17 protein-coding genes are annotated in these 14043 nt (G+C 32.4%); 11 read left to right on the top strand and 6 right to left on the bottom strand.

The genetic code is table 11. The features are described 5' to 3' along the window. Positions 1-37 precede the first annotated feature (37 nt). The 7 genes from QQM35_RS10830 (at position 38) to pmtD (ending at position 4407) form a co-directional block, all read left to right on the top strand. Positions 38-133: a Trp-rich small protein gene (locus QQM35_RS10830; RefSeq protein WP_251519066.1), complete on the top strand. Its 96-nt coding sequence runs from the start codon at positions 38-40 to the stop codon at positions 131-133. Positions 134-446: 313 nt separating this feature from the next. Beyond that, positions 447-641, top strand: a complete 195-nt coding sequence (locus QQM35_RS10825) for an SE1626 family protein (protein WP_251518375.1) — start codon at positions 447-449, stop codon at positions 639-641. Positions 642-842: 201 nt separating this feature from the next. After that, positions 843-1223: a PSM export ABC transporter transcriptional regulator PmtR gene (pmtR, locus tag QQM35_RS10820; RefSeq protein ID WP_251518377.1), complete on the top strand. Its 381-nt coding sequence runs from the start codon at positions 843-845 to the stop codon at positions 1221-1223. Further along, complete coding sequence (gene pmtA, locus QQM35_RS10815; RefSeq protein ID WP_251518379.1) at positions 1220-2125, top strand: phenol-soluble modulin export ABC transporter ATP-binding protein PmtA; 906 nt, start codon at positions 1220-1222, stop codon at positions 2123-2125. The genes pmtR and pmtA overlap by 4 nt, the downstream gene beginning before the upstream one ends. After that, positions 2122-2790, top strand: coding sequence for a phenol-soluble modulin export ABC transporter permease subunit PmtB (gene pmtB, locus QQM35_RS10810; protein ID WP_251518381.1), 669 nt, complete (start codon positions 2122-2124; stop codon positions 2788-2790). The genes pmtA and pmtB overlap by 4 nt, the downstream gene beginning before the upstream one ends. Before the next feature lie 13 nt (positions 2791-2803). Further along, positions 2804-3676, top strand: a complete 873-nt coding sequence (pmtC, locus tag QQM35_RS10805) for a phenol-soluble modulin export ABC transporter ATP-binding protein PmtC (RefSeq protein ID WP_251518383.1) — start codon at positions 2804-2806, stop codon at positions 3674-3676. Further along, a complete protein-coding gene (gene pmtD, locus QQM35_RS10800) occupies positions 3676-4407 on the top strand; it encodes a phenol-soluble modulin export ABC transporter permease subunit PmtD (protein WP_251518385.1) in 732 nt (243 codons plus the stop codon). Before pmtC ends, pmtD begins: the two co-directional genes overlap by 1 nt. Before the next feature lie 66 nt (positions 4408-4473). On the opposite strand, the gene QQM35_RS10795 is transcribed toward pmtD, so the two are convergent. Further along, complete coding sequence (locus QQM35_RS10795; RefSeq protein WP_251518387.1) at positions 4474-5034, bottom strand: thioredoxin family protein; 561 nt, start codon at positions 5032-5034, stop codon at positions 4474-4476. Positions 5035-5279: 245 nt separating this feature from the next. Here QQM35_RS10795 and QQM35_RS10790 point away from each other — a divergent pair, with 245 nt between their 5' ends. Together QQM35_RS10790 and QQM35_RS10785 are read left to right on the top strand one after the other, a co-directional pair. Further along, positions 5280-5840 (top strand): HAAS signaling domain-containing protein, encoded by a 561-nt coding sequence (locus QQM35_RS10790; RefSeq protein WP_251518389.1) that lies wholly within the window; start codon positions 5280-5282, stop codon positions 5838-5840. Continuing rightward, on the top strand, positions 5837-6691 hold the full coding sequence (locus tag QQM35_RS10785; RefSeq protein ID WP_251518391.1) for a DUF4097 family beta strand repeat-containing protein: 855 nt from the start codon (positions 5837-5839) through the stop codon (positions 6689-6691). The genes QQM35_RS10790 and QQM35_RS10785 overlap by 4 nt, the downstream gene beginning before the upstream one ends. Positions 6692-6789: 98 nt before the next feature. Here the strand turns inward: QQM35_RS10785 and QQM35_RS10780 are convergent, their stop codons facing one another. Next, positions 6790-7833 carry a C45 family autoproteolytic acyltransferase/hydolase gene (locus QQM35_RS10780; RefSeq protein WP_251518393.1) on the bottom strand — a complete coding sequence of 348 codons (1044 nt, stop codon included), beginning with the start codon at positions 7831-7833 and terminating at the stop codon, positions 6790-6792. A 611-nt stretch (positions 7834-8444) separates the two neighbouring features. Between QQM35_RS10780 and QQM35_RS10775 the strand changes: the two genes are divergently transcribed. Continuing rightward, positions 8445-8615, top strand: coding sequence for a hypothetical protein (locus QQM35_RS10775; RefSeq protein ID WP_251518395.1), 171 nt, complete (start codon positions 8445-8447; stop codon positions 8613-8615). A 405-nt stretch (positions 8616-9020) separates the two neighbouring features. Here QQM35_RS10775 and QQM35_RS10770 read toward each other — a convergent pair whose 3' ends face one another. Next, the gene (locus QQM35_RS10770; RefSeq protein WP_251518397.1) at positions 9021-9446 is read right to left on the bottom strand and encodes a YolD-like family protein; all 426 of its coding nucleotides are present in this window, start codon (positions 9444-9446) and stop codon (positions 9021-9023) included. A 399-nt stretch (positions 9447-9845) separates the two neighbouring features. On the opposite strand from QQM35_RS10770, the gene QQM35_RS10765 reads away from it, so the two are divergent. Beyond that, positions 9846-10883, top strand: coding sequence for a lactonase family protein (locus QQM35_RS10765; protein ID WP_251942682.1), 1038 nt, complete (start codon positions 9846-9848; stop codon positions 10881-10883). A gap of 72 nt (positions 10884-10955) precedes the next feature. Here the strand turns inward: QQM35_RS10765 and QQM35_RS10760 are convergent, their stop codons facing one another. The 3 genes from QQM35_RS10760 to QQM35_RS10750 form a co-directional block, all read right to left on the bottom strand. Beyond that, positions 10956-12335, bottom strand: coding sequence for an aldehyde dehydrogenase (locus QQM35_RS10760; protein ID WP_418128829.1), 1380 nt, complete (start codon positions 12333-12335; stop codon positions 10956-10958). A 155-nt stretch (positions 12336-12490) separates the two neighbouring features. Further along, a complete protein-coding gene (locus tag QQM35_RS10755; protein ID WP_251518403.1) occupies positions 12491-13417 on the bottom strand; it encodes a manganese-dependent inorganic pyrophosphatase in 927 nt (308 codons plus the stop codon). A 55-nt stretch (positions 13418-13472) separates the two neighbouring features. Beyond that, the gene (locus tag QQM35_RS10750) at positions 13473-14024 is read right to left on the bottom strand and encodes a cysteine hydrolase family protein (RefSeq protein ID WP_251518405.1); all 552 of its coding nucleotides are present in this window, start codon (positions 14022-14024) and stop codon (positions 13473-13475) included. Positions 14025-14043: the final 19 nt, after the last annotated feature.

The following is a 14043-nucleotide window of genomic DNA, read 5'->3' as shown; positions in this document are numbered from 1 at the left end:
TCCTCATGGCACTCTTTGTTATGGGAGGTGTAGTATGATTATGTGGTGGCAAGATATGGTTATGACGTTAATAACAGGTGGCATACTTGTTGTTTTCCGTGTCTGGTTAGACATTAAATGGAAAGACAAATAGGTGGCCTTGCACAAAAAACCCCAAGTCTGTGGCAGCAGACTTGGGGTTTGTGTAGTATGACTTGTGGATACATTTACATTTTACCATTAAAGTATTATGTCTGCAATCAATTCATGTATTTATACAAAATGTACAATATATATCTAGAATTATAAGTGATTTAAACTGGGTGAAATGAGAAAAAATCGTGTTTATGTATTCCATAAGTCTTTTTTACGATATTAATCTTATTTTTAATAAGTAAATATGTGACGTTCACTATTTAGATATTCAGTATAAAATTTGATATACTGTGAGTGTTTGAGGTGAAAATATGAAACATTTAACAAAAATATTTGTAATAATTGCTATTATCGCTTTTATTGTGGGTTATTATTTACAAGCGACTGGTAATGAAAGTGCTGGCATTAAATTATTATTAGCAGCGATAATGTTTATGATTTGTGCATTTATTAACAGATACAATGATCGACGAAAAAAGCAAAACCAAGACAAGCATAAAAAGTAAAGTGTATATAACTACGAGTGAGACTGATGTAATGGGTTTCGCTCGTAGTTTTTTATGCATACTGTATATATACTATATATACAGTTGTATGATATTCCCCTAAAGAAAAATGCGATTATCTCAATTATTTTTACAAATACCCTTTACAAAACAGTGTATATTGTATATATTGTGTATATACAGTCGTAAGGGAGGACGTTAATGAAGATACTTTTAAAGAATAATAGTGAACGACCCATATACGAACAAATCAAACAACAAATTAAAGAAAACATTTTAAAAGGTTATGTTGCACCTGGTGAACACTTACCATCTATGCGCGAATTAGCTGAGGATTTAAGTGTCAGCGTAATTACAACTAAAAGAGCTTACGAGGATTTAGAAAAAGATGGATTTGTTTTTACCATTAGAGGAAAGGGTACTTTCGTAAAGGAACAAGATAGTTCTATTTTAAAGGAAAAACAATTTATAGTTATTGAATCATTAGCGAAATCGATGACGAAAGAAGCAAAAACAATAGGCATGCCATTATCCGAACTGCAAGAAATACTAGCTATGATATTTGAGGAGGATAACGAATGAACGCAATCGAACTTAACGATGTAAGTTATCAATTCAAGAAGTTCTCCCTCAAGGATATTAGTTTTAGCGTACCCCAAGGTTACGTAACAGGATTTATCGGATCTAATGGTGTGGGTAAAACAACGTTAATTAGATTGATTATGGATTTGATAGAACCGGATGGTGGAGAAATCAATATCTTTAATCAAAGAATGAAAGAGAATCCTTTAGAAATAAAGAATAAAATAGGTTTTGTATACTCCGATTTATATCTTAATGACAAATGGACAATAAAACAAATTGAATCCTATATTGCACCTTTTTATAAGAAGTGGGATCACACAGTTTTTGCTAATTATCTGGAGAAATTTAACCTGCCGTACAAAGGAAAAATAAAAACTTTCTCAACAGGAATGTTGATGAAATTATCTATTGCGATTGCTTTTAGTCATGAGGCAGAGTTATTTATTTTAGATGAACCTACTTCTGGTTTGGATCCAATTGTTAGAAACGAAGTATTAGAAATAATTCAAAAAGAACTTATTGATGAAAATAAAACAGTCTTTATTTCTACACATATCATTTCAGATTTAGAAAAGATAGCTGATTATCTTGTTTATATTAAAGAAGGAGAAGTCGTCTTAAATTCATATATAGATGATATAATAAGTAAATTTAAAATCGTTAAAGGTGATGCAGAGCACATAGACAGTGAGCTGAAAGATTTAATGAACTACGTTGAATATAATCGTACTGGCTATGTAGCACTTACCGAATATGCAAATGTATTTAAAGAATTGTTCGGTAATCAAGTTACTATCACTGAACCGTCAATTGAAGATCTAATGGTCTATCTTGAAAAAGGTGAATATAATCATTCAGATTCTGGTGGAATGATTGATCAACAGGAGGACATTAGATGAAAAATTTACTTATTCGAAATATAAAATTACGTAAGTGGACGATTTTAATTTACGCGATATTACTTATACTTTCTCCTTTGCATCTAATTATTAGCAACGATACGATCTTTACTAAAGTTAGTTATTCTTGTGTTGCTATGCTGTTGTTGTTTATCTCACTCAAAGATTCAGGTCATGCCTTCCGTTTTTATAGTAAACTTGGTCATCGTCGTGCTTATGATTTCTTTGGAAGTTTACCCGTTTCTAAGAAAGATTTGCTTAATGCTAATTATATAACTGTTTTAGTGTTTACATTAGTTGGTGCTGGTATCTTATCTTTATATAACATGCCAGATTCTAATTTAGCCGACAGTGATGTGAACTTTAATTATACAATTCCAATCTCCTATATGACGATTAACTTTTTTGCGATTCCAATTGCATTTAAGCAATTCATCGAACGAAAGGCAGAACGCATTTCTTTCTTAGTTTACTTATTGTTTATGTTTATATTAGTACCATTTGCTGTTGCTTTCAGCATAATTGGTATTACGTTGTTGTTTCAAATTGATTTTTCTTTTTTAAATAAATGTGAATGGTTGTTGAATTATGGTTTGCTAGTATTGAGTATTATATTTTTCGTAATTAATTATTTTATGCAGTTTAAAAAATTAAAATCACACTAAAGGGGGCACATATATGCAATTAAAAGATATTACAAAGACGTACGGTAGTAACAACGTATTGGACCATATTAATTTTGACTTTGATAAAAGTCGCATCGTTGGTCTAATTGGTAAAAATGGTGTCGGAAAGACAACATTAATGAAAGTTATGAATGGTAATATCGTAAATTTCAAAGGTGACGTAAAAGTAAAAGCTAAACAAAATATAGGGTATCTTATTGAAAACCCTAAGTTATATGGTAACAAATCAGGTTTGTATAACTTAAAATTATTTGCAAATGTATTAGGTGAAGGGTTTGATAAAGAGTATTCAAATCATATTATTGATGCATTTGGTATGAGACCTTACATTAATAAAAAAGTAAAAAAATATTCAATGGGTATGAAACAAAAGTTAGCGATTGCTGTTTCATTAATGAATAAACCTAAATACTTAATTTTAGATGAACCAACTAATGGAATGGACCCAGATGGTTCAATCGATGTACTTAAAACAATTGAACAACTTGTAAAAGATTTAGATATGAAAATTTTAATCTCAAGCCACAAACTTGAAGATATTGAATTAATTTGTGACCGTGCCATCTTTTTAAGTGACGGAAACTTTGTACAAGATGTCAATATGGCAGAGGGTGCACCTACTGATTCTACAATTCTTATTCTTCCGAAAGAACATTTTGATAAAAGTTTAGATTACTTGAAAAAGAACTTTGAAATTGTTCAATCAGAAAAGAGCAGCAAAGAAATTATCCTAAAAGGTCAAAAGAACTATCAGAAGTTACTTAAAGGGTTAGCAAGTATTGATGTGTTCCCTGAATTTATTGAAACACGTAAGAGCTCGTTACGTGATACTTACTTCAATATTAATCAGAAAGGTGGCAAATAATGAATAGTTTACAACTTGTAAAATATGATATGTATAGCATCTTAAGAAGTCCATTAACGTATTTAGCACTAATTTTAGTTTTGGTTCCAATCATTACTTTTACAATATTAGCAAATCAAAATAATCATGAAGTAGATGGTAATACAGTTTTAACTGCTGGCAGCTGGTTCTTCTCAATTATGGGGTTACTGTTCGTTATTAAGACAATCACACGTGATATTTCGAATGGTACAATTCAACTTTACATGAATAAGAAATCTAGTCGTATTGGATATATTGTTGCAAAAACAATTTCTATGATTTTAATTGCGATTTTAATTACAGTTTTACTTATAATTTTTGTTCTAATTGTACAAGGTGTGGTTGATGGTAAAACTGTAAAAGCTGATAAGTTCTTTAACTTACTTTGGTTCTTTATTATGTTCCATTTATTCTTTGGATTACTATTATATCTTTTCTCATTATTTGTACCTAAAGCAGCTGTAATCTTTACAGTTGGTATATTCTTAATATTAGTTGTGCCATTCGCTGAACCATTTTTACCAATGATTCCAAAAATTGGCGATAACATCAAAGATTCTTTAAAATACATTCCATTCAGTTATCTAACTACTAAGACAACTGAAAGAGGAAATTATACATTCACACATTGGCAATGGTTTATCACTAGTGCTTCAATTGTAATACTATTTATTGCAAGTCTCTTATATGGAGCTAAAAAAGATATTTAATACGAATCAAAACCGGCAAAGTATCAACACTTTGCCGGTTTTTTTGTTTAACGTATGATTTAATGTTTATTTAGTTATCAGTTTATCTAATATAGAATCATAGACATGTTGCCACATTTGTGAATCGGTCTTGAAGCGGTTGCTAATAATTGTATGCGTTTCAGCAACTTTATCTTCATAGTTAGGATTGTCTTTTTCTGGTAAGGCTTCTCGAGTTTGTTCTACGAAATGTTGCGCTTGTCTTGCGCGTGGTCCCCATACCGTTTCTTGTTCAAATTGATCATTTAAAAATACAAAAATAGGTATAGAACGAGCTGTTCCATTTGTTAAATATTGGTCTATTAAATTCGTGTCCTCATCACGATGGAAGACACGAACGTCAAAATTTAGTGATTCGCTAATATGCTTTAAGATCGGCACATTCATCATTGCATCCCCACACCAATCTTCTGTTATAACCAAAACTTTACTATAATTTAAACGCTTTATTTGATCTAAACGTTCATCTTGTTCTGGGACTGTAAAAGAGTTATAAATAGTTAATAATCCCTCTTTATTTTGAGTCATAGCTTCGATATATTGCTCTAGTGGCTGACTTTTTTTGAAATATGTTTCGAGATTTGTCATAGTATCTCCACCCCTTTTATTTTATTAAAAATGATTATAACAATCTTCAAATCAAAAAGTAAATTTTTATACGTTATCGTACGTGAATAAATCAGTTTTCAAGTTTTAACGTGAAAGTGATTAATTCATATGCTATATTAAAAAGTAATGTAACATAACAATATGAAATTGTTTCATTCTAAGATGTCTTAAAAGCTGAGCGAACATGATGACAAGATTATTACTCTAGAATGGCGGTAGATATTTTGGATAAAATTACGTTTTTGAATGAACTTGAGCAAGAGTTAGATGGCCTCGCTAGAATAGAAAGAGACAAAGTAATGTTTGAGTATGAAGATTACTTTTTTGAAGAGGAAAGTAAAGGGAGAAATGAGTATCAAATCATCGGTGCGTTGGATTCACCCAAACAGATAGGGAAAGAGATTTTAGCAAAACGTGCAATTGCTTCAGCTGAATCACGACCAAATGCAAAGACAATTATCCGCGCAATTATGGCTTCTTTGGGCATGGGTATCATTTCTGTTTTACTGATTTTGGTATCTACTATTTTTTTAGGTTTCGGGATGTTTATACTGTTATTATTCTCCTTGTTTTTAATATTAAGTCCAATTTTATTAGTTATAAATGGGTTGGTGTCACATAATTTGAGTTTTGCATTAAGTAACTATTTATTTGCAATTTCCTATACAGGACTAGGCATCGTCTTGTTTGTATTTATTGCTAATCTAGCACATTTCGTATATAGGCTGATATTAAAATACCTTCGTTGGAACATTAAAACAATTAGAGGAAGGGCAGTCGGATGAAGAAGTTATTTATTAGTGGTTTAATTATTTTCGTTGTATGTTTCGTTCTCGCAAGTGTAATGTGGTTTGGCTTTGAACGACAAAATAATAAATTAAATACTGCACATAAATCTTTTCCAAATGACAAAATTAATGGACTTCATATCTCTAGTCAAAACAGTTTCGTCGAAGTTAAACGTGGCAAGCAATTTTCAGTATCATATAAGGGGCAAAAGAAATTAAATGTTCAAAACCATAATGGGACGCTCTATATTAAAGAACAAAGAAATAGTGAGGACCATTATGGGTTAAACTTTAACCCATTTAGAAAGATTAAAGAACACTTAGTTGTTACAGTGCCTGACAAGAAATTAAAACAATTTGATTTAAAAAGTAAAAGAAATAGAGTAGAAGTGAATCAACTTGATGTCGAAAAAGCAAAAATAAACATGGCTTATGAAGGAATCGTTAAGGTTGGATTAAATCGTTCTAACGTGGATAAATTATTTTATCGTGGTAAGAATTCACCAGTAACTTTAACGAAAGATAAAATTGCGAATGCTAATATTAAAAGTAGTAACGCCCATATTAACGCTGAAGAGTCACTCATTGAAAAATCAGTTTTATTAGTGACACGAGATAAAGATATTCATTTAGATAAAATGGATATTAATTCAAACTTTAAAGCATCTTCAGAAAATGGAGATATAATTATGTCATATAATAGAAAGCCTGAAAATGTATTACTCAAATTAAACCCATCTGATGGTAAATCAAAAGTTTTCAACAGCAGCTTTAATGATGACAAAGTAGGCAAAGGTGATAATGTTTTAGAAATGTATACAGAAAAAGGAAATATTCAAATAAATTAGTGGTTCCCGTTTATCATTAAAGAAGCATCTCGAAGTTAGACAAGTAGCTTCGGGATGCTTTTTTACTTAGTGCGTACATGAGTAAATGTCGAGCCTTATTAGTATGAAGCGAAAGTTAAATTAGTATCGATTGAACCTTTAAAAGATTTAATTTCTAATGTTTCACCTTGTAACCATTTACTAAAATCAATTTTAGAAGGTGATTGATTTTCCCCTAATGTGAAATAGACAATTCTTTTTTTAGGCTCATACAAACTTGTGTGGATCGTACCTGACCAACTTTTGAATAACTTACTATATATTTCATACTCTGGATTGTTGAACAATTCGAATGCTTCCATTTTATCCATAGATGAATTCGGAGTTTGTTGGATAAGTCTCGATAATCTTTCTGTTGATTCTTTAGTGTAATTGCGATTTTCGTGTGTTAATAATTCAAAGTGGTTTGTACATGTACGGTCATATCTTACGTCAATATTACGTGGTGTGACTTCAACAATAGCATGATTCAAATTTGCATCCATTACGATATAACTAAATGAGCTTCTGTGTGGTATTTCTTTAAGTAATTGGATAGCTTCAGAGACATTTTTACAGTTCTGTAATATCAATCGCCCAATCATATAACATACAAAGCCGTCTCCAGGTTTCTTACGATGCATAAAGTTATAGCCCATCGTTAAGCCATGTTCATTCATGCCATCCATTCTTCCTGTGACACGAGATGTAGGGCCTATTTGAGCATATCCTCCATCATTTGGTTGAAATAATAAAAAGCGTCCATCATATGTAGCAGGATGATAATCATAATTACGAACCATATAGTCATTGCCTAAAAATATTGTACACCCACTATTTTTTAGTTTTGTGAAGCGGTAATGTCCGAAATTGAGTATCATTTGGCTAGTTGGTAGTTGAAGAACTTCTTGCATTCCTTTTATTTCTTCCCATATTTGGGGTGCATACATTTGGAAAATATCGTATGTTTCTTTAATGTGAATGTCAAAACGTGGCATGCGTTTGCGCCATTCTTTTTCTCTATTTTTTAATAAAGCTGTTTGTTTGAGCCATTGACCCGTTTGCACACCTAAATCAAAATGAGACCCACGATGTGTTAAAATATCTGATTTAACTTGTTGCATTATTTAAAAACTCCTCATTTAATTCATCTTACAATTTTGTTATATCATTGTAACTCTAGCTTAATTGTATTATACATCATTATTGGTTAGTATAAATGTAACAACAGGGAATGACGAATAAATTTGGTTAGAGGGGCGAATTTAATGTTTAATTCAGTTAGAGATGCAATTTCAGTATGGTGGGGTAATTAAAGCTCAGCGTATAGTACTTGACTTACATTAAGGATCGAACAAAAATGTTGAATAAGTATAACATCAACTTTCATATTACGATGTATAAGGGATAGTTGGGGTGATTTCTATGTTGTATATAGGTAGAAATTATCCCAGCTTTTTTGTAGTATAAAATAATTTCTTTGTTGATTATATTTTGCAATTTAAAGGTAAATATCAGTTATTTATCTTAGATATTTGAATTAGGGCAAGACTTTCTGATAACATCGATTATAATCACTACATATTAAAGTATTAGTAAATATATTATAAGTAGATGTGACTTCATCTATTTTATGTTAAATGCACAGTTGCACAGTGGGTATATATTTATTGATGCTTGCAAATATGCTATTATTTAATATAGATGTGTTAATAATTTATTGAGGTGAAACAGAATGTGGAATTTTATTAAAGGTTTATTTAAATTTGTAATGGGTACAATCCTTACTTTATCTCTATTAGCGGGAATCGGTGTAGTAGCATTCGCTTATATCTTTAAAAAAGACTTTGAAGATATTGAAAACAAAACTAAAGAAATTGTTTCAGATATTGAGGCAAACAACTAAAAAAGATTATAGCGTAATGATACGTTGTATAAGCTATAGTCAAAGAATTTCTATATGAAAAGGGCAGAACAACAGCAACTCAAAAAAGTTGGTGGTTTCTGTCCTTTTTTATGTTTCACAAATAAACAACATACAAGAAGATGTAAATTGTTTGATAGCAATAGTCATGGCATCATTAGATGGTGAAATGAGGAAATAGGATGATAACACGATGAGTCTGAGACAAAAATAGGTGTCTCAGACTCTTTATCAACTTGGCAATAGATGTCTGAATTGAAAATGCGCTTAGAACAAGCTTTTTTTAATCCTAGTCATCCTTGCCGGGGTGGGACTACGAAATCTCTATTAGAAAATTCGATTTCTGTCCCGCTCCCATTTTTATGTTTGGAATAAGGGCGATGTAAGTTAATGCTCGATTTGAGCAATACGTGTAATATCTAATAATGATAACTTGACCGTTTGAGGATTAGTTTGTGTATGACCTTCAATGAATAATTGTAAGGTGTCGATGCGTGAGATTTCTAAGGTGATTGTTTCTATCCAACCGTCGTTGAAAAATTCAACTTGAACTGGACGATTGTGATGTAACGCTTGATGAAGCTGACAATTGAGCTCATTTAATTGATCGTCTGATAATAATGGACGTTCGACTTTATTTTGATCGTGCATATATTGTTTAATTGTTTCAAATTGTTCGGGTAAAGTAGCGAACGGTTGCCATTTAATTTTGCCACGACCATGAGGAATACGTGGATTTAAATATTGTCTTGGAACCTTTCTGTAATCAGTCTCGTATTTATACGGATCAGGAGCATCTGGGTTTATAATCATCTAATCACCTCAAATCAATAATAGAACATTTGTTCGATTTTATCAAGTGGTAAAGGCGGAAACAAAAATAGTTTTCTCAGCACCTTTGTCAATTCGTGGGACAGAAATCAAATCTCTGTTAGAAATTTGATTTCTGTCCCACGACCACTAAAATGAAACAAGATATACTCAAAGTAAATAAGTGATACTTAAATTAAATAGACGAAATTCGGGAATATGAAAGCATCAAGTACTATGTATTTCATTTATGCATGCTTGGAAAGTATTAATTTTACAAATCGATAAAAACATAGATAATATAAGTAAGGATAGTTAAATAACTCAAAGAGACTTCACACTTATTACTAAAGTAATGGGTGAGTATGAATAAAATCATTCTATTATATTGGAGGAGTTAGTATGACGACAATCGGATATATCGGCTCGTATACAAAGAAAGACGGTAAAGGGGTGTATCGTTTTCAACTTGATGAAAATTCAGGGAAAATAACAGAAGTTGAAACAGGCTATGAACTTGAAGCTTCAACATATGTAACGCAACATCAATCATATTTATATGCGATTACCCGTGAAGGTGACGACTGTGGAATAGCAAGCTTTGAAATTCAACAAGATGGGCAGTTAACTTTAATTAATAAATGTTTAGCTTCCACAAAGGGGACAGGATGTTATATCAGTGTGTCACCAGATGGCAAATATGTCTTTGAAGCGATTTACGGGGCAGGATTGGCTAGAATTTATAAAGCAAATCCAGAAACTGGAGAAGTTGAACACTTAATACAAGAAATAGCACATGACTATACTATAGGACCAAAGGAACGCCAAGATCAAGCACATGTCCATTATTTAGATGTGACGCCAGATGAAAGATATGTGATTGCTATGGATCTAGGTACAGATAAAGCTGTGACTTATAAATTTGGTGATGAAGGTTTAACAGAATATGAAGTTTATGACTTTGAACAGGGAGACGGGCCACGACATATTACATTTCATGGTAACGGCAAGTTTGGATATGTTGTACATGAGTTATCAAATATGATTAGCGTTGTTGAATATAATGACGGTAAGATTAAAGAGTTAGAACGTCATTCTACAATCCCTGAAAACTTTAATGATGAAACGAAATTAGCAGGTGTTAGACTATCCCAAGATCAAAAATATGTTTATGTAAGTAACCGCGGTCATGATAGTTTAGCGATATTTAAAGTGAGTGAAACAGGAGCTTCAATTTCTGCGGTTGATATTGTTTCAAGCGGCGGTGTCTTTCCACGTGATTTCAATATTACGCCTTCTAACGATTATCTTGTATGTGCACACCAAGAAGGTGATTCTATTATAACTGTGTTTAAACGTGACAGCGTTACAGGATTGCTTGAAAAGGTAGATGATCACCAAACTGCAGCGGAAGGTGTTTGTGTGCAATTTTTAAAATAATAATATAAAAAACGCCATGCACTTATGCGCTTGGCGTTTTTTAGTTTAACGCGTATATAAACGTCGATGCTTTCAATTATTATAGAATTTCTTGATATATTTGAATTTCCCTTTATAAGGAGGGAACAATAAGCTTGATTCTAGACGAGTTGTTTTAAAAATATATGATTTATCATGGCTAAATGTATTGAAACTATATTTTCCGTGATAATGTCCAATGCCAGAGCCACCGACACCGCCAAATGGTAAGTTTGAATTAGCTAAATGCATCATTGTGTCATTGATGGCACCACCACCGAATGAAATTTCATTTAACACGCGTTCTGTTGCATTTTCATCTTCACTAAAGAGATACAGTGCTAATGGTTTAGGAAGTTTACGGATGGATTCAACAGCTTCATCGAATTCATCATACGTAATGATTGGAAATACTGGACCGAATATTTCGTCTTCCATAATTTTAGAGTCGAACGTAATTCCATCAAGTAAAGTTGGAGCGACATACAATTCATCTTCATCCGTTTCTCCACCAAGAATGATATCTGATTCATGTAATTGTAATAAGTGTTTCAATCTATCAAAGTGTCTTTGATTAACAATTCGTCCGAAATCTGGACTATCTTTCACTGATTTACCATAAAATTCTTTCAACGTTTGTTTCATGCCTTCGACCAATTGATCTTTTACTTTTCGTTGAACAAGAACGTAATCTGGAGCTACACATGTCTGACCCGCGTTTGCAAATTTACCGAAACTAATACGTTCACTAGCAACTTTAATATTCGCTGTATCATCCACAATAACAGGTGATTTACCGCCAAGTTCAAGTGTGACAGGCACTAAATTTTGGCTAGCAGCTTGATAGACAATCTTACCGACTTGTTTACTACCTGTAAAGAAGATGTAATCGAAAGGCATGTGAATTAATGATTGCGTTGTATTCGCATCACCCTGACAAACAGTAATATATTCTGGTGGACATGCATCTTCAATGATTTGTTGTATCACTTCTGAAACATTAGGTGTATATTCAGAAGGTTTAAGTATCACTGTATTACCTGCAGCTATTGCACCGATTAATGGTTCGAACAATAACTGGAAAGGATAATTATATGGACCGATAATCAATACAGTTCCATAAGGCTCTTTCATAATGTAACTTTTCGTAGGGAACATAAATATCGGAGTATTAACTTGTTTCACTTTAGTCCAATTTTTAAGTTCTTTCCTCGCTGCTTTGATATTTCTTAAAGTAAAACCTATTTCTGCTGCATACGCTTCAACTTTATTTTTGCCTAAGTCTTTTTGAAAGGCAGTTAATAAATCGTCCTCGTGATTACGAATACTTTTACTTAATTGCTTTAATTGTTTTTTTCTGAATTTAACATTTTTAGTTTCATGTGTATTGAAAAATTGTTTACATTGATCAAACCTTTGTTTTAAATCGTCCAATGATATCCTCCTAGTCTGACATACATAAATGTTGTCAAATTGATAAAAATGGAGTGGGACAGAAATCTAAAGTATTCGCAAGATTTCAATATCCCACCCCGGCAAGGGTGACTAGTTAGTCGTGACTATACGTTTGCTAGAGATGTAGTGAATAATTAACTTAAAGCATCTGTAATTTGTGGTACGACTTGTTTCTTTCTTGATACTACGCCTGGTAAGAAAGCAGTGCCGTTATCAAGTTCCACATCAAATGCTTGACCGACTTTATCTTTTTCTGATCCAACTGCTAAGATCTTAGAGTTACTGTTTAAAATGTCAGTAACAACGAGTACAAATAAGTCGTATTTTTCTTCTGCACTTGCAGTTAACATTTCTTTTTCAAGTTCTTCTTTACGTTCGAATACTTCATCGATGTCAACTGCGTTAACTTGTGCGATGCGTGTAGTGTTGTCGCCCATGTTGAATGATTTCGCATCCATTGTAATTAATTCTGAAGCGGATTTATCAGTTGTAGATGCGCCTGCTTTTAAGAAATCTAAACCGTATTGTTCTAAATCCACTTTGGCAATTGATTTTAAAGCTTCTGCGGCTTCCACATCTTCATCTGTACAAGTTGGTGATTTGAATAATAAAGTATCTGAAATAATTGCAGAAATCATTAATCCAGCGATTTCAGGAGAAATTTCAAAACCACGTTCTTTGTACATTTTATATAAAATTGTAGCTGTACAACCAACTGGTTCTGCACGGTAATAAAGAGGTGCAGCTGTTTCAAAGTTAGCAATTCTATGATGGTCAACGACATGTTGAATTTCAGCATCTGCAATAGAATCTGCACTTTGTTGGAATTCGTTATGGTCAACTAAGATAACTTTTTGATCGCTTAAATTATCTGATAGCAATTCAGGTGCATCGATTTTAAAATAATCTAACGCAAACTGAGTTTCAGCACCTACTTCTCCTAATCGATAAGGTGTTGCTTCAGTGTTACCTGTTTGCTTTTCAAAATCAGCCATAATAATCGCAGATGAAATTGCATCTGTATCAGGATTTTTATGTCCGAAAATATATGTTTTAGCCATGTAATCATTCTCCTAACCAATATTTTTAATTACATTTTAGCATGTTCAAGTGTCTTTATTCTACTTCGGCACCTAAAGAATTTTTAAAATGATCAAGTGCCCAATCATGCCCAACCGGATTGAAACTTGCAACGCCTTTAACTGGAATCGTTAAATGGTAGCCTAAATTATAAGCAGTTACTGCAGTGTGTAATATACAAATGTCAGTACATACACCTACAATTTCTAAGTGAGTAATACCACGTTCGCGTAACATGATATCTAATGGTGTGCCATGGAAAGAATCGTAGCGTGTCTTATCAAGATAATGTACGTAATCATTAAATAGAATGTTTTGATAAATATCGTTTACTTTACCGTAAAGTTCTCTACCTAATGTGCCAATAATATTGTGAGGTGGGAATAACTTACTTTCTGGGTGGAACTGGTTTTCTTCGTAATGCAAATCCATCATAAAGAAGATATCGTTTTTTTCTTTATTGTATGCTTCTATACGTTCAACAATATAACTTTCAATTTTTTGACCTGGTTCACCACAAGTTAATTTGCCGTTATCTGCGACGAAATCATTGGAATAGTCGACGATAATCAGTGCACTTTTCTTCATTTGTATAAAACACTCCCGT

Origin of the sequence: Staphylococcus hsinchuensis (assembly GCF_038789205.1) — a bacterium.
Taxonomy (GTDB): domain Bacteria; phylum Bacillota; class Bacilli; order Staphylococcales; family Staphylococcaceae; genus Staphylococcus; species Staphylococcus hsinchuensis.
The sequence above is the reverse complement of the archived record's forward strand: the minus strand, read 5'-3'. Positions and strand labels throughout refer to the sequence as shown.

Excerpts from the sequence above, each read along its gene's own strand:
- QQM35_RS10825 (WP_251518375.1), top strand. The coding sequence starts at position 447 with ATGAAACATTTAACAAAAATATTTGTAATAATTGCTATTATCGCTTTT.
- pmtR (WP_251518377.1), top strand. The coding sequence starts at position 843 with ATGAAGATACTTTTAAAGAATAATAGTGAACGACCCATATACGAACAA.
- pmtA (WP_251518379.1), top strand. The coding sequence starts at position 1,220 with ATGAACGCAATCGAACTTAACGATGTAAGTTATCAATTCAAGAAGTTC.
- pmtB (WP_251518381.1), top strand. The coding sequence starts at position 2,122 with ATGAAAAATTTACTTATTCGAAATATAAAATTACGTAAGTGGACGATT.
- pmtC (WP_251518383.1), top strand. The coding sequence starts at position 2,804 with ATGCAATTAAAAGATATTACAAAGACGTACGGTAGTAACAACGTATTG.
- pmtD (WP_251518385.1), top strand. The coding sequence starts at position 3,676 with ATGAATAGTTTACAACTTGTAAAATATGATATGTATAGCATCTTAAGA.
- QQM35_RS10795 (WP_251518387.1), bottom strand. The coding sequence starts at position 5,034 with ATGACAAATCTCGAAACATATTTCAAAAAAAGTCAGCCACTAGAGCAA.
- QQM35_RS10785 (WP_251518391.1), top strand. The coding sequence starts at position 5,837 with ATGAAGAAGTTATTTATTAGTGGTTTAATTATTTTCGTTGTATGTTTC.
- QQM35_RS10780 (WP_251518393.1), bottom strand. The coding sequence starts at position 7,833 with ATGCAACAAGTTAAATCAGATATTTTAACACATCGTGGGTCTCATTTT.
- QQM35_RS10775 (WP_251518395.1), top strand. The coding sequence starts at position 8,445 with ATGTGGAATTTTATTAAAGGTTTATTTAAATTTGTAATGGGTACAATC.
- QQM35_RS10770 (WP_251518397.1), bottom strand. The coding sequence starts at position 9,446 with ATGATTATAAACCCAGATGCTCCTGATCCGTATAAATACGAGACTGAT.
- QQM35_RS10765 (WP_251942682.1), top strand. The coding sequence starts at position 9,846 with ATGACGACAATCGGATATATCGGCTCGTATACAAAGAAAGACGGTAAA.
- QQM35_RS10755 (WP_251518403.1), bottom strand. The coding sequence starts at position 13,417 with ATGGCTAAAACATATATTTTCGGACATAAAAATCCTGATACAGATGCA.
- QQM35_RS10750 (WP_251518405.1), bottom strand. The coding sequence starts at position 14,024 with ATGAAGAAAAGTGCACTGATTATCGTCGACTATTCCAATGATTTCGTC.